Source organism: Marinobacter fuscus (assembly GCF_003007675.1).
Lineage (GTDB): Bacteria > Pseudomonadota > Gammaproteobacteria > Pseudomonadales > Oleiphilaceae > Marinobacter > Marinobacter fuscus.
Map to the genome: position 1 here is coordinate 1 of NZ_PXNP01000103.1, position 20,097 is coordinate 20,097.

14 protein-coding genes are annotated in these 20,097 nt (G+C 58.8%); 6 read left to right on the forward strand and 8 right to left on the reverse strand.

Going from position 1 to position 20,097, the window contains the following annotated elements:
- Positions 1-359: 359 nt before the first annotated feature.
- Positions 360-1,340: an integron integrase gene (locus C7H09_RS14795; RefSeq protein ID WP_476738590.1), complete on the forward strand. Its 981-nt coding sequence runs from the start codon at positions 360-362 to the stop codon at positions 1,338-1,340.
- On the opposite strand, the gene C7H09_RS14800 is transcribed toward C7H09_RS14795, so the two are convergent.
- Complete coding sequence (locus C7H09_RS14800) at positions 1,337-1,672, reverse strand: 4a-hydroxytetrahydrobiopterin dehydratase (RefSeq protein WP_106764032.1); 336 nt, start codon at positions 1,670-1,672, stop codon at positions 1,337-1,339. The genes C7H09_RS14795 and C7H09_RS14800 overlap by 4 nt on opposite strands.
- Positions 1,673-1,796: 124 nt before the next feature.
- Between C7H09_RS14800 and imuA the strand changes: the two genes are divergently transcribed.
- From imuA to C7H09_RS14815, 3 genes are read left to right on the forward strand one after another with little or no spacing between them, the layout of a single operon-like run.
- On the forward strand, positions 1,797-2,489 hold the full coding sequence (imuA, locus tag C7H09_RS14805; RefSeq protein WP_106764035.1) for a translesion DNA synthesis-associated protein ImuA: 693 nt from the start codon (positions 1,797-1,799) through the stop codon (positions 2,487-2,489).
- Between the two features lie 3 nt (positions 2,490-2,492).
- Positions 2,493-3,914: a Y-family DNA polymerase gene (locus C7H09_RS14810; protein WP_106764037.1), complete on the forward strand. Its 1,422-nt coding sequence runs from the start codon at positions 2,493-2,495 to the stop codon at positions 3,912-3,914.
- Complete coding sequence (locus C7H09_RS14815; protein WP_106764039.1) at positions 3,914-7,033, forward strand: error-prone DNA polymerase; 3,120 nt, start codon at positions 3,914-3,916, stop codon at positions 7,031-7,033. The genes C7H09_RS14810 and C7H09_RS14815 overlap by 1 nt, the downstream gene beginning before the upstream one ends.
- Here the strand turns inward: C7H09_RS14815 and C7H09_RS14820 are convergent.
- Positions 7,027-7,887, reverse strand: a complete 861-nt coding sequence (locus tag C7H09_RS14820) for an alpha/beta hydrolase (protein WP_165794836.1) — start codon at positions 7,885-7,887, stop codon at positions 7,027-7,029. The two genes, C7H09_RS14815 and C7H09_RS14820, sit on opposite strands and share 7 nt — an antisense overlap.
- Positions 7,888-7,914: 27 nt before the next feature.
- Positions 7,915-10,083 carry a TonB-dependent siderophore receptor gene (locus C7H09_RS14825; protein WP_106764044.1) on the reverse strand — a complete coding sequence of 723 codons (2,169 nt, stop codon included), beginning with the start codon at positions 10,081-10,083 and terminating at the stop codon, positions 7,915-7,917.
- Positions 10,084-10,273: 190 nt separating this feature from the next.
- On the opposite strand from C7H09_RS14825, the gene C7H09_RS14830 reads away from it, so the two are divergent.
- Entirely contained in the window at positions 10,274-11,275 is a 1,002-nt protein-coding gene (locus C7H09_RS14830; RefSeq protein ID WP_165794837.1) for a helix-turn-helix domain-containing protein, read from the forward strand.
- A 58-nt stretch (positions 11,276-11,333) separates the two neighbouring features.
- On the opposite strand, the gene C7H09_RS14835 is transcribed toward C7H09_RS14830, so the two are convergent.
- The 4 genes from C7H09_RS14835 to dbpA form a co-directional block, all read right to left on the reverse strand.
- Positions 11,334-12,668 carry a sodium ion-translocating decarboxylase subunit beta gene (locus C7H09_RS14835; protein ID WP_106764050.1) on the reverse strand — a complete coding sequence of 445 codons (1,335 nt, stop codon included), beginning with the start codon at positions 12,666-12,668 and terminating at the stop codon, positions 11,334-11,336.
- 13 nt (positions 12,669-12,681) lie between these two features.
- Positions 12,682-14,466, reverse strand: coding sequence for a sodium-extruding oxaloacetate decarboxylase subunit alpha (gene oadA, locus C7H09_RS14840; protein WP_106764053.1), 1,785 nt, complete (start codon positions 14,464-14,466; stop codon positions 12,682-12,684).
- 41 nt (positions 14,467-14,507) lie between these two features.
- Complete coding sequence (locus C7H09_RS14845) at positions 14,508-14,759, reverse strand: OadG family protein (protein WP_106764055.1); 252 nt, start codon at positions 14,757-14,759, stop codon at positions 14,508-14,510.
- A 227-nt stretch (positions 14,760-14,986) separates the two neighbouring features.
- Complete coding sequence (dbpA, locus tag C7H09_RS14850; RefSeq protein ID WP_106764058.1) at positions 14,987-16,360, reverse strand: ATP-dependent RNA helicase DbpA; 1,374 nt, start codon at positions 16,358-16,360, stop codon at positions 14,987-14,989.
- A gap of 105 nt (positions 16,361-16,465) precedes the next feature.
- Here dbpA and C7H09_RS14855 point away from each other — a divergent pair, with 105 nt between their 5' ends.
- Positions 16,466-17,002 carry a DUF2058 domain-containing protein gene (locus C7H09_RS14855; protein ID WP_106764403.1) on the forward strand — a complete coding sequence of 179 codons (537 nt, stop codon included), beginning with the start codon at positions 16,466-16,468 and terminating at the stop codon, positions 17,000-17,002.
- Here the strand turns inward: C7H09_RS14855 and C7H09_RS14860 are convergent.
- A complete protein-coding gene (locus tag C7H09_RS14860) occupies positions 16,992-20,096 on the reverse strand; it encodes a molybdopterin dinucleotide binding domain-containing protein (RefSeq protein ID WP_106764060.1) in 3,105 nt (1,034 codons plus the stop codon). The two genes, C7H09_RS14855 and C7H09_RS14860, sit on opposite strands and share 11 nt — an antisense overlap.
- Position 20,097 lies beyond the last annotated feature (1 nt).

Sequence of the window (20,097 nt, forward strand, 5' to 3'; positions counted from 1 at the left end):
ATAACAGTTAATTCTACGAACGCGTTCGTAGAACACGCATTCGTATAACTCCAGAAAAATAGCCAATAAAAAGAGCAGGTTTACGCATAAATATCAATCAGTTAACAAAAAAATAACGGATACCGCTGGAGTTATACGCCCCGGTTCGAGCCACTCCTGCTCCAAAATACGGGCGTATATCTCCATCCTGCCCTCTTCTAGTTCCCAAAACTATCAGAAACTTAGCAACATTTCTCCCGGATTTTCCGGGCTTTTGCGAACGCGTTCGTATAACTCCGCTTTCAGATGCATGATTGACAATCCAGAAAACCGATATACTGTATATAAAAACAGTAACAACAAGGAGCCAGGATATGGACATCCGTACCCCCATTTCGCCCCAGTCAACGCGTTTTCTGGATCAGCTCAGGAACTTTATCCGGCTCCGGGGGCTGGCCTATAAAACCGAGAAAACCTACGTTTTCTGGATCAAGCGCTTTATTCGCTTCCATAGCAAAAAGCACCCGAAATCCATGGGCACATCAGAAGTCGAGGCATTTTTATCGCACCTGGTACTGCAGGCCAATGTGAGTGTGGGTACCCAGCGGGTGGCGCTGAATGCTCTGATTTTTCTGTACCGGGAGTTTCTGGGTACGCCCCTGGATAACCTTCAGTACGAAGCGGCCAGAAAGCCCCAACGGTTGCCGGTGGTATTCAGCCCGGACGAAGCACGGCGGGTTATCGAGAATATGAGCGGTGAGTACAAGCTGGTGGCCATGCTGCTGTACGGTGCCGGTCTGCGTATTAACGAGGCGCTGCGCCTGCGGGTGAAGGATATTGATTTCGGGATGCAGCAACTGATCGTGCGTGAAGGCAAAGGCGGCAAAGACAGAATAACCCTGCTCCCGGATCGCTTGATAGAGCCTTTGAGGAGCCAAATCAACTCGGCCGTACTTTTACACCAGGTGGATTTGGCCAAAGGTTTTGGCTCGGTCTATATGCCCGCAGCACTGGCCAAAAAGTACCCGAACGCAAGCCAGGAGGCAGACTGGCAATACGTGTTTCCGGCGCCGGATCTTTCCATTGATCCCCGCTCAGGTATCCGAAGGCGGCATCACTTGCAGGATCGCACGGTTCAGAAGCACATAAAAACTGCTGTTCGTCAGGCGGGCATTCACAAACCAGCGGGCAGCCACACGTTTCGGCACAGTTTTGCCACACGGCTTCTGGAAGCGGGTTACGATTTGCGCACTATCCAAAAGTTGTTGGGGCATTCTGATGTACGCACCACCGAGATTTACACTCATGTGGTGCGCAAGGGTGGGTTTGGCGTTCGCAGCCCGGTAGACGAGGCGTTTTAGTAGAGCGCGTCGGTTCTGGCGGCCATGATGAAGTCATTTTTGTGCAAGCCGCCGATTTTGTGCGTCCACCAGCGTACAGTGGCTTTGCCCCACTCCAGCAGAATGGCCGGGTGATGGCCTTCGGCTTCGGCCAGGTCGGCTACCTGGTTGGTGAAGGCCTGGGCCTGCGCGAAGTTTTTGAAGGTAAATACCCGCTTTAGTTGTTCCTCACCGTCCAGAACCACCAGTTCCCATTGGGGCAGGCTTTCCATCAGCGCCTGCTTCTCGGCGGCCGTCACTTTGGGTGCGTCTGCACTGCAGGCCGTGCAGCTTTGCTGACTAAGCTCAGGCATTGCGGTCTCCCTGATTGTTGGGTGAGCGTTCATCCTGAGCGCCCTGCTCCGGTTTATCAACCCGGCGGTTGAAATCAGCGCTTTTCCATAATACTGTATATATAAACAGTATTCGAGAATCGCCATGAGCAAATCACTGAACCACCTACTTCAGGACACTCGCATCTGGCAGGGTCACAAGCCTCAGCAACGGGCAGCACCGGCAGAGCATACCGGCTATCAGGCACTGGATAATCAGCTTGGCGGTCTGGGCTGGCCCAAAGGTGCGTTGAGCGAGTGCCTGCTGGATCGTTGCGGTATCGGGGAACTGCATCTGGTGTTGCCTTTGATGCAGGCGGTCGCCCGGCAGCAGAAAAGTATGTTCTGGCTGAACCCGCCCCACACACCCTATGCCCCGGCTCTGGTCAGGGCCGGTGTGCCAGCCGAACAACTGGTGGTGATTCACACCAGAAACCCGGCCGATTTTCTGTGGACACTGGAAAACTGCCTGCGCTCTCCGGTGACCGGGCTGGTCATGGCCTGGCCCAGAAAGCTCGCCAGCCGTGATATCCGTCGGCTGCAACTGGCCTCAGAGGCAGGCAATAATGTCTGCATTCTGTTCCGTTGTCGCCAGCAAGCAGAGCAGCACTCACCCGCGGCTCTCCGGCTGGAATTGGTGCCCGGTGATCACCAGGATCTCAAAATCCATATATTGAAACGCCGGGGCAGTTGGCCCGGGCAACGCTGTACCCTGGCCCTGGGGCATCGGGCCGGAATCGCCCCCAATGGCGCACCCCAGGTCGTCGCAGGTCCATGGCCCCAAGCCGGAGCCACCTGATCAATGCTGTGGCTGTATGTGCATTTTCCACACCTGCTGCTGGATCACACCCGGCGTAGCCAGCCAACCGGCGGCGCGCTCGCAGTGGTGGATGCCGCCGGGCAGGCGATTCTTCAGGTATGCCCGCAGGCCAGTACTCTGGGCATCAAGCCTGGTATGCGCCTGAAAACCGCGCTCGGGCTGGCGCCAGAGTTGCACATTCTGCATGCCGCTCCGCAGCAGGAAGCCTCGCTGCTGGAAGATCAGGCCCGTTGGCTGTATCGCTATGCGGCCCATATTACACTGGCAACCCCCGGCGGCGTGTGGGCCGAAGTCAGTAGCCTGCAGCGGCTGTATGGCGGCCTGCCCGCGGTGTGGCAAACCCTGGAACAGGCGTTGGCCGAGCGCAGGCTCACCGCCTGGCTGGCGCTAGGGCACACGCCTCTGGCGGCACAGTTACTGGCGCAATCTGGCAAGGGCGATTGCTCTGCCGACCATGGCCATATTCTGGCCACCCTGGCCCAATTGCCACTGGTTGCTGCCGGTTTTGATGCAAAAGCCTGTACCCGCCTGCATCGTCTGGGGCTGAACACGCTGGGCGAGGTGTTTCAGTTACCGGCCAAGGAACTGGCCCGCAGGCTGTCGCCGGAACTGCTGGCACGGGTGCAGAAAATCCAGGGTACCCGGCCAGATCCGAAATCGCCCTGGCAACCGCCGCACCGGTTTCATCAGCGGGCGGATTTCATCCAGGAAGTCGAGCACACACAGGGCCTGCTGTTTGCGTTGCAACGAATTCTGGCGGAGCTGGAAGAGGATCTGTGCTGGCGCCAGCAAGATACCGATACCCTGCTTCTGGTACTGCAACACCGGCATGAAGAGGCTACCCGGCTGACCCTGCGCACCACCGGCCCGGAGCATCGGGCCGACAGTTTTCTGAAGCTCCTGCGGTTGAAGCTCGACCAGCAACCGTTACGGGCACCGGTCATCAGCCTGACCCTGGCCGTCAAACGCTTTCTCGGCCGGGAAGCCCCTTCCGGGCAGGATCTTCTGGGCGACGGACAGGATCTGAACGAAGCCTGGCACACATTAATCAGCCGTTTGCAAGCTCGCTTGGGCAACGATGCCTTGCAGCAGCTACTCCCCCGGGCAGACCATCGCCCAGAGCTTGCCTGGGCGGCCTCCGCCGTTACACCCGCCAGCACCCGCAAGTTACCCACTGAGGCAGCCGCATTACCGGCACGCCCGTTTTGGCTGTTGCCCACCCCTCGTCCGCTGGCCCAAGCCCCCACCACCTGGTTTTCCGGGCCGGAACGCATCAGTGCTGGCTGGTGGGATGGCCAGCGGGTACACCGGGATTACTACATTGCCCGGTTACCGCAGGGGGAACTGGCCTGGGTATTCCGCGATGTCCGGGATGGCTGGTTTATTCATGGGTGGTTTGGCTGATGGCTACCGGGTACGCAGAACTCTTCTGCTTCAGTAATTTCACTTTCTTGACCGGCGCCTCGCACCCCCATGAACTGGCGGAGCAGGCTGCAGAACTTGGCTACCGGGCACTGGCCATTACCGATGCCTGTTCAGTGGCCGGTATTCCCCGGGCCTGGGCAGCGCTGAAAGGCAGCCCGATCAAACTGATCACCGGCAGCTGGTTCGAACTGGATGATGCGCCGGAAGGCGCCATCTGCCCTGCCCGTTTCATCCTGCTGGCGCAGACCCGCGAAGGTTATGGCCAGCTTTGCCAGTTGATTACCACTGCTCGACGCCGGGCCAGCAAGGGCCAGTACCAGCTGTTCTGTCAGGACATCGAAAACCACAGCCTGGATCAGTGCCTGTGCCTGTGGCTGCCATCTGAAGTCTGCCGGGCCAATGATGAGCAGGTGCTGGCGCAAGGGACATGGCTGCAACGGGTATTCGAACACCGGCTGCGCATCGCCGCCACCCGCACGCTGGAAGCCGGAGAAGATCAGCAGCTGGCCCGTGTTCGCTGGCTTGCCGATCAGTTACGGTGCCCGGTGGTAGCCACCGGGCAGGTGCATATGCACCGGCGGGAGCGCCAGCCGTTGCAGGATGTGCTTACCGCTCTGCGCCACCACACCACGCTGGAACACGCGGGCCACTGCCTGTTCCAGAATGCCGAGCGGTATCTGCGGCCGATGCCGGTGGTGCATCGGCTATTTCCGGCTCACTGGATTGAAGAATCCCTGGCCATTGCCGAAGCCTGCACGTTCGAGCCCGGCAGCCTGAGTTATGAGTACCCGCCGGATCTGGTGCCGGAGCAGGAAACCCCGGCCTCATTCCTGGCCCGGCTCACCCGGGAAGGCGAGCAGCGGCGCTACCCGCACGGCACTCCCATGAAGGTTCAGGCCCTGCTCCGCAAAGAACTGGCGCTGATTGGCGAGCTGAACTACGAGCACTACTTCCTCACCATTCACGACATTGTCGCGTTCGCGCGCAATCAGGGCATTCTCTGTCAGGGTCGTGGCTCGGCGGCCAATTCGGCGGTCTGTTATTGCCTGGGCATTACCGAGGTAAACCCGGCTAATGTGGAGTTATTGTTCGAGCGTTTTATTTCCAAAGACCGGGATGAACCGCCGGATATCGATGTGGATTTCGAGCACGAGCGACGTGAGGAAGTCATTCAATACATCTACAAGCGCTATGGCCGGGAGCGAGCGGCGCTGGCGGCCACCGTTATCCGCTATCGCCCCCGCAGCGCCATTCGCGATGTCGGTAAGGCTCTGGGCTTTGATGCCGCTCTGGTGGAAAAGCTGCTGGATGGCATCGACTGGCGCGACAAGGCCACCGGCTGGCGCCAGCAGATTCTGGACAAAGGCCTTACCCGCAACCCCAAAGTGGCAGACCAGTTTTTTACGCTGGTGAATACCCTGCTGGGGTTTCCGCGCCATTTGTCCCAGCACGTGGGCGGCTTTGTCATCAGCGCCGGCCCGCTGTCGGAACTGGTGCCCGTGGAGAATGCCGCCATGGAGGGGCGCACAGTTATTCAGTGGGACAAGGACGACCTGGAGAGCCTGGGTCTGATGAAAGTGGATGTGCTGGCCCTGGGCATGCTCACCGCCATCCGTAAGGCGCTGGCGTTGATCAGCGAAGAAAAAGGCCATCGCTTCTGTATTCAGGATGTACCCCAGGAAGACCCGGCCACCTATGCCATGCTCCAGAAAGGCGACAGCATTGGCGTATTTCAGGTGGAGTCCCGGGCCCAGATCAACATGCTACCGCGCCTGAAACCGGAAACCTGGTACGACCTGGTGATTGAAGTGGCTATTGTGCGCCCCGGCCCTATTCAGGGCGACATGGTGCACCCGTATCTGCGCCGTAAGCACGGCCTGGAGCCGGTAGAGTTTCCCAACGATGCCATTCGCCAGGTACTCGAACGTACCCTGGGCGTGCCCATTTTTCAGGAGCAGGTGATCAAACTGGCCATGGTGGCCGCTGGCTTCAGTGCCAGCGAGGCCGATAAGCTGCGCCGGGCCATGGCGGCCTGGAAATCCCATGGCGATCTGACGCCGTTCCGGGACAAGCTGATTCAGGGCATGCTGGAGCGCGGCCACGATGCCGGGTTTGCCGAACGGCTATACAAACAGATCTGCGGTTTTGGCGGCTATGGCTTTCCGGAATCCCACGCCGCCAGTTTTGCCTTGCTGGTGTATGTTTCGGCCTGGATCAAAAGACACCACCCCGCGGCGTTTTACTGTGCCCTGCTTAACAGCCAACCCATGGGGTTCTATTCCCCCAGCCAGCTGGTGCAGGACGCCCAACGTCATGAGGTGACGATTCTGCCGCCGGATGTAAACCACAGCGCCTGGGCACACACCCTGGAAGGCAAAACCCGGCAGCTTCGCCTTGGCCTGCGCCTTATTCAGGGGTTATCTGCCGGTGGCGCAGAACGCATTGAACAGAATCGCCCGGCCAACGGCTACCAGTCCGCCTCGGAACTGCGGGCCCGGGCCGGGCTGAACCAGCGCGACATGGAACTGCTGGCGGGCGCCAATGCCATGCCTGGCTTTACCCAGAACCGCCACCAGGCCTACTGGCAACTTCTTGAGCATGAAGAACCGACGGCTTTGTTTGTGCAGGAAGAAAACGATGACTATCCGCAGGAGCCCTGCCCCTTGTTGCCAGAACCCAGCGAGGGCCAGAACATCATGGCGGATTACAGCAGCCAGGGGCTGACCCTGCAGCGCCACCCGTTGGCCCTGCTGCGGGAACAAGGCCACCTGAAACACTGCCTGAACGCCGAACAGTTGCGGGCTGTCCGGGCGGGCATTCCGGTGCAGGTGGCCGGGCTGGTGACCGGCCGCCAGCGGCCAGGGACTGCCTCGGGCGTTACCTTTGTCACGCTGGAAGACGAAACCGGCAACATCAACGTGGTGGTCTGGCTGGAAACCGCCCGCCGCCAACGCAAGCCATTGCTCACCGCCCGGTTGTTACACGTGAAAGGCATTGTCGAGAAAGAGGGGGATATTATTCACGTGATGGCAGGGAAACTGTCAGATCTGAGCCACCTTATTCAGGCTCTACCCGTCAGTTCCCGGGATTTTCACTGATCCGGTGCCACAAACTCCATAGTGCGCTGCGCGGCTGGCCACATCACACTGCCGTGACCGGCTCCGGCAAACACCTCCGTTTGCAATGCCCAGCCGGACCGGTTGCGGGTGAGCCATCGGGCCAGTTCAGACACATTCTCCACCATCGCCCGGCTCTGTTCCCGCTCTCCCACCGCCAACAGAATGCGCGGCGCGGTCTGCCCGGCCTGTTCGTCTGCCAGCTGCTGTACCAGCGCCTGCACCGGGGCTTCGCCAAGCCACCATAACGAGGGGCTAATGGCGATAAAGCGCTCAAAACTACCGGGGCTTTGCGCAAGAGTATACAGAGTAAACAATCCGCCAAGGGAGTGGCCTGCCAGGGCCTCCTTGTCACTATTCACCAGGTAGCGTTGCCGGATTTCCGGTTTCAACTGCCCGGTCAGAAACGTCAAAAAGCGCTCCGCGCCTCCGTGATTCTGCTCAGGTTTGTTGAAGGCAGCACCGGGCGGCGTGAAATCACGGGCTCTCCGGTTAAAATTGAAACGCTCTGTGCCCGGATAACCAATAGCCACAATCAGCAGCGGACTGCCTTCCCGTGGGCCTGCGCGCAGCAGTGTATCTCGTGCGGCCTGCATCAGTGGCAGGTAGGCGTTGCCGTCCAGCAGGTAGAGCACCGAATAGCCGTTCTCCGGCGCCGGGGCTTCCGGTTCGGCTACTTGGATAAGGTAGCGATCGCCGGTATCCGGCGAGGCCAATTCAAACATCCGGGTACCGGGCAAGGTAACTTCACCCGACCCGGCGGTTGCACTGAAGGTCATGGCGGGGTACATCAACAGCAGAAGCAGTACCCCGGCAAGGACTGACGGGGTTCCCATGGTTTTACAAGCAGTCATCGCGCAGCATCAGAAGTCATAGCGCAGTGTGGCAACGGCATTGGCCGGAGCCCCCATCATGTTGAAAGTGCCCGCAGCACCAACCCGGCTGTAATATTCCCGATCAAGAATGTTGTTCAGGTTCAGCTGGGCACTCAGGCTATCATTGAAGTCATAACCAATCATGGCATCAATCACCGCATAGCCTGGTGCTTCAATGCCTGCCGCTGCCTCAAAGTCGCTCATGGCGGTCACGCCACCGCCCACCCGAAGACCATGCAACTGGCCACCGGCGAACTCATACTGAGTCCACAGGGTTACCTGATTCTCCGGCATTAGCAGGAAAATGCCGTCATCCCGGGCGCTGGATGCCCGTTCTACTTTCGTATCCATGTAGGTGTATCCGGCAATCAGATCCCATTGCGGAGTCAGGCTGCCACTGATTTCCACTTCACCACCGTTAATTCGCATTTTACCGACTGCCGATGCGTAGCTCTCGTTCGGCACCGGTGCCGCACGGTTCGTATCATAGAGCCTGAAACCGCTCACCCGGGCATTCAGGGCACCGCCGAAATAGCTACCCTTCACGCCAAACTCATACTGGTCACCTTCCCGGGGCTCCAGCAAGTCACCGTCAGCGTCTACGCTGGTCTGCGGTTTGAACACCTGCGAGTAGCTGGCATACAGCGAATGCTGAGGGTTCAGGTCCAGCACCAGCCCTGCATAGGGGGTGAATACCGTATCCTCGCTGCTCTGCCTGCTGCCCCCGAGTTTATCGGTTTCCTCCGCCTGGTACCGGCTTACCCGGCTACCGGCAATCAGCGCCAGGCCATCCAGTGGTCTCAGCGTCAGCTTGGCGTAGAGCCCGGTTTCCTTCAGCCGGGTTGCACTGTTGCTATACCCTTTTCCGCTGTCCCGGCCCGCCTGCAGAATGTCGATGTAAGTCAGGTTGTTCAGTTGTTCACGAGTCACACCCTTGGCCAGCCCACGGGCTCTGGCAGATTCATTGTCGGTTTCATAGCGTTTGAAATCCGTGCCCACAACAAACTCGCTCACGTTATCAAAAATCTCAAACGGCTTGCTGTAGCTGGCATCCACGGCGAGTGCCGTTTGCTCCAGGTGGCTGCCGATTCCCGATACGCTGAGGGTCTGGTTGGCATCCAGCGCACTGCCGCCAAAGGCGTAATTGAAATCTGCCTGGCGGCTGGAATAGCGCGTAGCCACACGGCCAAAACCACCCCCTGAAAAGCTGTGAGTCAGTTCTGCAAACCAGTCATTCGCCTGGCTCTCGAAATTATTCCATTTGGCGCCATAGAAGTCGGATTGGGAGCCATACATCAGCTTGCCGTCGCTACCCAGCGGGCGACCGTTGTCCACCACAATGTCTTTGGTGTTGCGCAGCACCCCCAGACCGAGCGTGGTATTCTCACTCAGTTCAATATCGACCGCGGCATAAAGATCGCTCTGTTCATTCTCGTTGTAATCCACGTAGCTGGCGTGGTCTGTGCGATCCGCCATCACTCTGCCGCGCACACTGCCACTCTCGTTCAGCCGGCCTCCAATATCCGCCTGGGCACCCAACTGTTCTTCCGTGCCAGCCTGAGCCTGAATGTGGGCCTTAAAGTCATCGGTCGGGCGCTTTCGCACCAGATTCACAATCCCGCCCATTTCGCTGGTGCTGTTAAACAGTCCGGACGGGCCACGCATAATTTCCACCCGATCAAAGGCCGACAATGATGGCACCGAGCCGTTAATGCTGGCCATGGGCGCAGGTAGGCCATCAATGTTGTATTCGTCGTACTCATATCCCCGGGCATAGATAGACGACCGGCCATTGTCGTTACTCAATACACGCACCCCCGGCATCTTCCGGCCGAGCTCATCCAGGGTATTCAGGTTCTGGTCGTCAATGGCTTCACGGGTGACCACACTCACCGACTGCGGAATATCACGAAGGGTCGCCGGAGTTTTGGTGCCGACGGTTGCCGATTCGATGCCGTATCCACCGCGAGCTTCCGAAGCATCCATTTCATAGAAGCGGTTGCCTTCCACGGTAATCCCATCCAGGCGGGTTACCGGCTCCAGCGGCTGCGCCAGCGCATTCTGCCCCAACCCCAGCAGTAACAAGGCTCCACCCGCTGTAACCCTGAAAAACCGCTTGTTTGAACCGTGAACTTCATCGTTGCGTGACATCGCCATCTTGGACTCCCATCGTCGATACGTCAGGTGTCGATATTTATTGCGAATGATAATGCGTTACAATACCGACTCTGGCGGCAGATTATGCCAGTACAGCTTGTCTACCGCCTATGGGAATGCGGCAAATGCCTTTGCCTACACATCAGATGCACCGCGAAACGCCCTGCACTATGACACCCCGGAGATATCAGTGACTGAATCCACACCTGGCCAGGGGATAAACGCCAGTCAACTCCAGGCGCTCTCTGCGCCACTGGTCATTACTCAACAACTCGAATTTCCAGCCAATCGAAAACGTATGGCTCTGCTATCGGGCTATATGAAGGTGACGGAACTGCAACCAGGCATGCGCCTGCGGCTGGCAAACGTGCAGGATCACTATGGCCTGACCAGCCGGGCTGAATTGCCTGCAGGCATCAAAATTGCGCTGGTGATCGACGGGCTGGCGCGTATCCGTTACGGACACGAATGCGTAGAACTCGGCCCCGGCGGCCCAAGCAGCGGGTTGGTGGCCGTGCTGCCCTCAAAGACACAATTCCAGCGACAGGGCAAGCCGGGAAGCCGCGAGCAAACCCTGACTTTGACCCTAACCCCTCAATGGCTTGCCCGCCACGGGTTTGAGCATTTGCTGATGTCTGCCGATGGCATTGCGCCAGCTCTGTGGCAATGGCAGCCGTCCAGCCACCTGCAGGAACAGGCCGCCAACCTGTTCTGTAGTGAAACAGACCACGACGGGCCCTTCTACCAGATGGCCTTCACGGGTTTCGCTTTGTCTTTCGCCAGTGAAGCACTCGGCCATATTACGGCCGAGAAAGAGCCGTCGTTCGTCACACTGCCAGGCAACGCAGGCATCCCCGATGCGCAGCTTACCCGCCTGATGAATCTGATTGACAGCGGGCAGGCCCGCCGTGCAACTCAAGCCGAGCTGGCCCGGGAACTGGGCATGAGCCTGAGCAATCTTCAGCGCCGTTTTCGGGCCAGCTTTGGTGAAGCTTTGGGGCATTACCTGCGCCGTCACTATCTCGACGCTGCCAGAGAAGCCCTGATCCGGGAACGCATCAGTGTAGAAGCGGCAGCGGATCTGGCGGGCTATACCAGTGCCACCAACTTCGCCACAGCTTTTCGAAGGGAGTTCGGTGTTGCACCCAGTGACTGCCGGAGTCCGGTCACAAATCCGGCCAAAAAGGAATAAAAAACCCCGCACGACCAAAGCCGGCGGGGTTTTTCAGGGTTTGCTATTCCGGTATTAATCAGCCCAACAGCTTGATCATCACACCGGCAGCCACCGCAGAGCCGATAACACCGGCCACGTTCGGACCCATAGCGTGCATCAGCAGGAAGTTCTGCGGGTTGGCCTCCAGGCCCACCTTGTTGGACACCCGCGCCGCCATGGGTACCGCGGATACGCCCGCGGAGCCAATCAACGGGTTGATCGGTTCTTTGCTGAACTTGTTCATCAGTTTCGCCATCAGTACACCGGAAGCGGTGCCCACACCGAAAGCCACAATACCCAAGCCCAGGATACCCAGCGTCTGGCCATCCAGGAACTTGTCGGCCATCAGCTTGGAGCCAACAGACAGGCCCAGGAAGATGGTTACAATGTTGATTAGCGCGTTCTGTGCGGTATCGCTCAGCCGCTCGACCACGCCACACTCACGCATCAGGTTACCGAAGCAGAACATACCCAGCAGCGGAGCTGCATCGGGCAGGAACAGAACCACAGCAATCAGGACAACCAGAGGGAAGACGATCTTCTCTTTCTTGCTCACGGGACGGAGCTGGGTCATTTTGATCGCACGTTCTTTTTCGCTGGTCAAAGCCTTCATGATCGGGGGTTGAATCATCGGCACCATCGCCATGTATGCATAGGCGGAGACTGCAATCGCACCCAGCAGGTGCGGAGCCAGCACGCTCGCTACATAGATGGAAGTGGGGCCATCAGCGCCACCAATAATGCCGATCGCAGCGGCTTCAAGGATGTTGAAGTCCAATACCCCGGTCCAATCCAGCAGCGCCGCACCAATCACGGTACCGAAGATACCGAACTGAGCCGCTGCACCCAGAAGCATGGTCTTGGGGTTCGCCAGCAACGGTCCAAAATCCGTCATTGCACCAACACCCATGAAGATCAACAGCGGCCCGACTGTGCTACCAATAACCACAGAGTAGAAGTTATAGAGCATGCCGTTGCCGTAGCCGAAATCCTGGGCAATGGAATTAGCCATCGCCATTTCGGAGTAACTGGCTTCTTTAACCGCCACCTTGAACGCGTCTTTGAGTTCAGGCGTAATCGCTTGTCCAACCTGGTAAGCGACGTCCAGCGGTGCCGCCAGCGCAGCCAGAATCTCGGATTTGCCACCTTGCAGCGCAAAGTGAATGGCGTTCTCCGCCGCAGTCAGGGCAAGCCCTGCCTCCGGAATATTCGCCAGAATACCGCCAAACCCGATGGGAACCAGCAGCAACGGCTCAAAACCCTTGCGAATGGCAAGGAAGAGAAGCAGCAGGCCGATGGCGATCATGATCACCTGGCCGAGCTCAATATTGAACAGGCCGCTACCTGTCCAGAGTGTCATTAATTTATCCATGGAATGCTGGCCCTTATGCGATTGTCAGCATTTCATCATCAACAGAGACGGCGTCACCGACCTTGATGAACACTTCGCCGATGGTGCCGGCCTTCGATGCGCGAACTTCCGTTTCCATCTTCATGGCTTCGAGGATGATCAGCACATCGCCTTCCTCAACGGTGTCACCCGGTGACACCAGCACCTTGAAAATGTTTCCGCCCAGCGGAGCCACCACAGGCTCGCCTTCACCCGCCGCGGGTGCCGGAGCGGCAGCGGCTGGTGCAGATGCGGCACCACCCTCGCCCTGGATCTGGGTAATTTCGCCACCTTCGGAAACCGCGACCACAAACTTCTTACCGTTTACATCCACGGTGTAAGTTTCGGGGCCACCGGCTTTCTTGGCAGGTGCGGCATCTTCGGCGGTCGGAACCGGCTCGAACGCATCCGGATTGTTGCGGTTTTCCAGGAACTTCAGGCCAATCTGCGGGAACAGTGCGTAAGTCAGCACGTCGTCCTCAAGGTTGTCGGCCAGCTTGATGCCCTTCTCGTCCGCCAGCTTCTTGAGCTCGTCGGTCAGCTTGTCCATTTCCGGCTCAAGCACGTCCGCCGGGCGGCAGGTCATCACTTCCTTGCCATCCAGAACACGCTCCTGCAGCTCTTTGTTCATGGGAGCTGGCGCCGCGCCGTATTCACCCTTGAGAATGGCAGAGGTTTCCTTGGAGATGGATTTGTAACGCTCGCCGGTCAACACGTTCAGTACCGCCTGGGTACCGACAATCTGCGAGGTTGGAGTTACCAGAGGAATGAAGCCCAGGTCTTCACGCACCTTGGGAATTTCATCCAGAACCTGGTCAAACTTGTCGCTGGCGTTCTGCTCACGTAGCTGGTTTTCCATGTTGGTGAGCATGCCGCCCGGAACCTGGGCAATCAGAATGCGGGAATCGGTACCGCGCAGGCTTCCCTCAAACTTCGCGTATTTTTTGCGCACCTGGCGGAAGTAGCTGGCAATTTCTTCCAGCAAGTTCAGGTCCAGGCCGGTGTCACGATCGGTGCCTTCCAGAATGGCCACCACCGCCTCGGTGGGTGAATGGCCATAGGTCATACTCATGGACGAAATGGCCGTATCCACGTTATCGATACCGGCTTCCGCCGCTTTAATCGCGGTAGCAGTCGACATGCCGGTGGTGGCGTGGCACTGCATATGGATTGGAATATCCAGTTCTTTCTTCAGTCGGCTGACCAGATCAAACGCCACGTATGGCTTGAGAATACCCGCCATGTCTTTGATGGCGATGGAGTCCGCACCCATGTCGGCAACTTCCTTCGCCAGCTCTACCCACATATCGATGGTATGCACCGGGCTGGTGGTGTACGCAATCGTGCCCTGGGCGTGCTTGCCGGTCTTGCGCACGGCCTTGATCGCACGGTCCATGTTGCGGGGATCGTTCATGGCATCAAAAATACGAAACACGTCGACACCGTTTTCGGCGGCACGCTCACAGAAGCGGTCTACCACGTCATCCGCATAGTGACGGTAACCCAGCAGGTTCTGGCCGCGCAGCAGCATCTGTTGCTGAGTGTTCGGCATCACTTTTTTCAGTTCGCGGATGCGCTCCCAGGGGTCTTCGCCCAGGTAACGGATACAGGAGTCAAAGGTAGCTCCACCCCAGGATTCCAGAGACCAGAAGCCGACCTTGTCGAGTTTCTCGGCAATGGGCAGCATGTCATCCAGGCGCATGCGGGTGGCCAGCAGGGATTGGTGGGCGTCACGCAGAATTACGTCCGTTATCCCCAGCGGTTTTTTCGTGTCAGTCATCGTGTCAGCCTTCTGTTAAAAGGTTCTATCTTGTGCCCGGATCACTTCTTGTGGCGTGCCCGGTATTGTGCAATCGCCTTCTTGATGGCCTCGGCAGTGTCAGGGTCAACCGACGTTGGCGCCTTCGGCTTGGCACGTGGCGTTCTGGCCGGGGTTGCCGGCTCTGGCGGCGCAAACCGAAGAATGATTTTGGACATAAAGCCGGTCGCGAACACCAGAATAACCAGGAACACGAACACGAACCCCATGCCGGCAATCATCAAATCTACGGCTTGTGACATCAGCTCATTCATATCGAACAGCTACCTGTATTGGTTTGTGTGATTTCCCCGTACCGCCCGCTGACAGGGCCATCTAGACCAAAAGTCTAATAGCCCGCAACGACAATTCGGGAGGCAAAATCGTGCGTAATTTACCGGTTTCATTGATCAGGAGCAACCAGAAGCACACATTTCTATAGGGAATTTCCGAGCGTTTTACGCTCGCTAAAGCCGCTTTCTATACCCGGAAAAGCACAAAATCAGGCGTAGCGAACACGAATTTTCCGGCCTTTTACCCGTCCCTTCTCAAGCCGCGCCAGGGCCTTCCCCGCCAGGTCGGCCTGCACGGCAACGAAGCACTGAAAATCAAACAAATCGATCTTGCCCACCGCAGCCCCCGGTATCCCCGCTTCTCCGGTCAGCGCTCCCAGCACATCACCCGGGCGCACCTTATCTTTGCGGCCACCGGCCAGACACAGGGTTTTCATCGGCGGGATAACCGGCTTGCAGGGCTCCGCGAGCAAGGCTTCAGTATCCTGCCATGCCGCCGTAGTGCCCTTTGCCGCTTCCAGTCGGGTCACTTTATGGCCCTGGCTGGGCGTACACAGCGTCACCGCATGGCCCTGCTCTCCGGCGCGCCCCGTGCGCCCTACCCGGTGGGTATGCACCTCCGGATCCCGTGCCGGTTCGGCGTTGATCACCAGAGGCAACCCCTTGATGTCCAGCCCTCGTGCTGCCACATCGGTAGCCACCAACACGTTGCAACTCTGATTGGCAAACCTTACCAAGGCGCTGTCACGGTCTTTCTGATCCAGATCACCGTGCAATGAAAGCGCCGAAAAACCCAACTCGCCGAGCTCTGCCGCCAGCTCGTCACAATCCCGCTTGGTGGTGCAGAACACCAGCGAGGAGACCGGCTGGAAGCGTGACAGCAAAGCCGCCACGGCGCGGGTGCGCTGCTCCGGCTGGATTTCGTAAAACAGCTCTTCAATGGTGACGTCGGTCTGGCCGGACGCCACCCGCACATCCACCGGCTCGCTCTGGAAACGCTCGCTCAACGTGCGAATCGCCGCCGGCCAGGTGGCGGAGAACAGCAAGGTTTGTCGGTTGTCCGGGGTTTGCGAGAGGATACCGGCAACGGCTTCTTCAAAGCCCATGTCCAGCATACGGTCGGCTTCATCCAACACCAGAATCCGAAGCTGCTCCAGCGACAAGGTGCCTTTGCGAAGGTGATCCTCAACCCGCCCCGGAGTGCCCACCACAATGTGCGCGCCGTGGCTGAGGGAGCCAATCTGAGGGCCGATCGGTACCCCGCCACAGAGTGTCAACACTTTCACGTTGTCCTTGGCCCGGGCCAGCTCCCGTAGAGCTTTCGCCACCTGGTCGGCCAGTTCGCGGGTAGGACACAGCACCAGGCTCTGCACCGCAAACCGCCGGGGCTGGAGAGTCTCGATCAAGGGAATGCCAAACGCGGCCGTTTTGCCGCTGCCGGTCTGCGCCATCGCTATTACATCGTTACCCGCCAATGCGGGGGGCATCGCCTGGCTTTGCACCGGCGTGGGGGTGGTGTACCCCAGCCGCTCCAGATTGGACAGCATGGATTCAGAAAGACCAAGGGCTTTAAAGGATGACATAGGGAAATCCGGAGATGAGAGGCATTAAGGATGATTGCACGAGCATGGCCAGAGTATACTGGCGAGCTGATCATTGGAGTTTATCACGAATCCACGGAGTCAATGATGGCCTCACTGCAGGAACAGTTAATGAAAGCCGGGCTGGCCGACGAGAAGAAAGCCCGAGAGATACGCAACGCAAAGAAAAAGCAGCGCAAGCAGCAACCCAAAGGCACAGCGCCGGTGAACGAAGCGGAAGAACGGGCCCGCAAGGCCCGCGAAGAAAAGGCTGAACGTGACCGCCAACTGAACCTTGAACGTAAGCAGCAGGCCGAGAAAAAGGCTATTCAGGCGCAGATCCGCCAGTTGATTGAAACCAATCGGCTGGATCGCAGCAAGGGTGAGACCTCTTACCAGTTTGTCGATGGCAAGAAGATCAAAAAGATTCTGGTAGACGACCTTATGGTTGACCAGCTTTCCCGGGGTCGCCTCGCCGTGGTTCGCCTGGGCGAAAACTACGACGTGGTACCCGAGAAAGTGGCCCGCAAGATCATGGAACGGGACGAGGCGGCCGTGATTGTGTTGCACGACCGCCAGCAGGACGATTCGGAAGAAGACGACCCCTACGCCGGGTACGAAATCCCCGACGATCTTATGTGGTAACCCCCTCTACCACCCGAATCCGCACCGGCAAGCCCTGCCGGATGGACGCACCGGACACATTCTCCAGCCAGGTGGCGGTGCCGTCCTTGCGAGTTGGGTCGCCAAAGCCCAGATCGTTGATGTTCACCCCGGCCCCGAGGTAGGGGTTACCCGGGCGCTCTTCCCCATCAATCACATGGCTGGACGCACCCAGCTCCCGGTGGCCATAGCCGTGCTCGATGCCGATGGCGCCTTCATGCACGTTATCACCCACCAGTGCCAGAGCTAGCACGCTGTTGCCCGGGCTCTCGATACGGATGGTATCGCCATGGCGAACGCCATACTTTTCCGCGTCTTTGTGGTGCAGCAACACCGGGTTGTAAGGCTTGATCATCCGCAGCCGCTCAAGGCCGATGGCGTAAGAGTTCATCAGGTTTGACTTGAACGAAAACGCCAGCAACGGCCAGTCACTTTCAGGGTAGTGCTCCCGCAGGGTGGAGCCATCCCAGAAACGTGGTTCGTGGTGCATCGGTGTGCCGGTCAGGCGCTTGCCGCTGTAGCTGTCGATGGTGGTGCCCACCTGTTCGTTGTAGACACAGAGCGGTCTGGTCCAGGCATTGCCCAGTTTGTCGCCATCGTAGGCCTTATCCATGCTCTCGAACCGGCCACCCCGGGAGTACAGGTGCGCAACCGGCCCCACTTCATCGGCCGCCACTGTGGTGCTGATACGCTCCATCAGCGGCTCAATGCCACCGGCCACAATGTCCTGCTCCGAGGCCGCAGGCAGAGGTTTACCGGCCATGGCAATGTTGGCCGCCGCCCGCAGGTAGAAGTCCTCGGCCCGGTTGAGCGGATGCATCCGGCCATCGGCACCTTCAATGGCGTTGTCACCAAAGCCCGGCAGGTCCAGTTTGCGCGCCAGTTCGATGAAGAAGTTATCCATGCTCACCGGCTCACCACTGGCGGTTTTGGCCTGGCGCGGCTCCACTACCGGCCAGCAGGCCGTGGTCATCTTGGTCAGGGTGCCACTCCAGGCACCGGTGAAGCCCCAGACTTCATACATCACCGAATCCGGCACAATGTAATCAGCAAACCGGTTGGTTTCGTTGATAAAGCCGTCAACCGCCACGAACAGGCCGATATTGGCCGGGTCTTTCAATTTCTCTTCCAGCAAGCTGGTCAGCCCGGCCTGGCCGTACATCGGGTTAGCCATCACACCGATCATAGCCTTGATCTTGTAGGGATACCCCTCCAGGCCGGACAACAGGTGTTCGGTCAGAATCGGTGGTGCAATCGAGCGCCAGGGCGCCGTGGCCGGATACGGAGATTCGCCCGCTTCCACCTTGCGCCGGTACTCGCTGGTTTTCTCATAGGGGAACCGGCTGCGAGACAGGAATACGCCTTTTGGGCCCACCTTGCCCGGGAAATCCGCCAGGTTATACCTTGGGCCTTTGCCCACCCCGTTGTAGCTGCCGCCGCCTTTGGCTGAGCCACCTTTCATGTTGAAGTTGCCCGCCAGCAGGTTGAGCATATTGATGCTGTAAGAGGCGTAGAAACCGGCACCCGACATCATGCCGCCGTGAGTGTCGGCCACGGCGGTACGGCCGAAACTGGCAAAGCGTTCGGCCAGCTTACGAATGGTCTCGGCCGGGATGCCACACATGCTGGCGTATTCGTCGATGGTGAACCGGGTCGCTTCCTGGCGCAGCTTGAACAGGGAGCTGCGCACCAGGGCGGGGCCTGCCACGGTATCCACCTGGCGCTCGACAAACAGATTCGCCCGGTCGACGGCTTCAGAACTCACCAGTTCATCATTGGCTGACAGGACCACCGGATGATCATCGTCGGCACCCGCCGTCGCCTTACCCAGATCGCTCATTCTCAGGAAGTGACCGGCGCGGGGATGACTGTCGTCATCAATCACCAGGTGCGTGGCGTTGCTGTGGCCCAGTTCGCCTGCTTTCGCGGCGGCCTGGTTGCCCGGTATCGACAAATAATCCGCGGCGTAGCCTTCGTTGGTCAGCAACCAGCGAATCAGGGCCATGGCAAAGGCGGTATCGGTGCCCGGCAGAATCGGAACCCAGCGGTTCCGCTCACCGGCCGCATGGGACGTGGCAGCAGTCAATGCCGGATCGACAACCACGTATTCCAGTTCACCGGTGGTACGGGCTTTGGCCAGCAGCCGGCCCTGACGCTTGAACGGGTTACCGGCCTGGCTCGGCGCGGTACCAATGAACAGCGCAAATCGGGCGTTGGTGTAATCCGGCTTCACGTGGGCGTTTTTTGCCAGATCGTTCATCAGGGCGCCCGCCCCCATCCGGAAGGCCAGCCCGCAATAGGCACCATGGTGGCCGTAGTTGCGGGTACCGAAGGCGTTAAACGCAAACCGCTTGAGCAAGGCAGAGCGGCCGTAGTCGGTGGCTTCCATCATCAACAACTGGTTGGCCTTGGGGCCGTATTCCGGGTTATCCGGGTCCAGCGGTGTTTTCAGATCGCGGATCGAGCGCAGGCCTTCCACCTTACCCTCGCCGAACAGATCGCCGCCCTCCACGATCTCTTCCAGCAGTTGCTCAAACGAGATGCTTTGCCACTGGTTGCTGCCACGGGGGCCGGTGCGCTTCAGGCAGTTCAGCACCCGCTGGTCACTGGTCAGTTGCGCCATGGCCGCGTTGCCTCGGGCGCAGGCGGTTGAACGGTTGAGCTGGCCCTGATCCTTAAAACTACTCATCTGGCGGAAGGCGTCCAGTACCGGTGTCTGCTCGTCCAGGTGCTCATCGGAAGACAAGGGATGATAAGGGTTGCCTGCCACCCGCAGCACCTTGTCCTGCTCTTTGTCGATGCGAACCCGAACACCACACTTGGTGGTGCAGCCGTAACAAACGGTAAAGGCGATCCGCTGATCCGGGTTCAGTGCCACTTCACCAGTTGCCGGGTCCACCGAGTACTCCGGTGCCAGGCTGTTGCCGTGCAAACGGTCGGCGGGCACTTTACCGGAGGTTCCGTTTACCAGGCCCTTGCCCATTTTTTCCAGAGGCCCGTAGTAGCCTGCCACGAAGGTCGCCGCACCACCGGCCGCGGCGGCCCCTTTGAGAAAATTACGACGGTTATTGTCCATT

Bases quoted from the DNA above. Each gene is read 5' to 3' on its own strand.
- C7H09_RS14815 (WP_106764039.1), top strand. From the start codon at position 3,914: ATGGCTACCGGGTACGCAGAACTCTTCTGCTTCAGTAATTTCACTTTC.
- C7H09_RS14855 (WP_106764403.1), top strand. From the start codon at position 16,466: ATGGCCTCACTGCAGGAACAGTTAATGAAAGCCGGGCTGGCCGACGAG.
- C7H09_RS14835 (WP_106764050.1), bottom strand. From the start codon at position 12,668: ATGGATAAATTAATGACACTCTGGACAGGTAGCGGCCTGTTCAATATT.
- C7H09_RS14845 (WP_106764055.1), bottom strand. From the start codon at position 14,759: ATGAATGAGCTGATGTCACAAGCCGTAGATTTGATGATTGCCGGCATG.
- C7H09_RS14810 (WP_106764037.1), top strand. From the start codon at position 2,493: ATGCTGTGGCTGTATGTGCATTTTCCACACCTGCTGCTGGATCACACC.
- C7H09_RS14800 (WP_106764032.1), bottom strand. From the start codon at position 1,672: ATGCCTGAGCTTAGTCAGCAAAGCTGCACGGCCTGCAGTGCAGACGCA.
- C7H09_RS14860 (WP_106764060.1), bottom strand. From the start codon at position 20,096: ATGGACAATAACCGTCGTAATTTTCTCAAAGGGGCCGCCGCGGCCGGT.
- C7H09_RS14820 (WP_165794836.1), bottom strand. From the start codon at position 7,887: ATGGGAACCCCGTCAGTCCTTGCCGGGGTACTGCTTCTGCTGTTGATG.
- imuA (WP_106764035.1), top strand. From the start codon at position 1,797: ATGAGCAAATCACTGAACCACCTACTTCAGGACACTCGCATCTGGCAG.
- dbpA (WP_106764058.1), bottom strand. From the start codon at position 16,360: ATGTCATCCTTTAAAGCCCTTGGTCTTTCTGAATCCATGCTGTCCAAT.
- C7H09_RS14825 (WP_106764044.1), bottom strand. From the start codon at position 10,083: ATGGCGATGTCACGCAACGATGAAGTTCACGGTTCAAACAAGCGGTTT.
- oadA (WP_106764053.1), bottom strand. From the start codon at position 14,466: ATGACTGACACGAAAAAACCGCTGGGGATAACGGACGTAATTCTGCGT.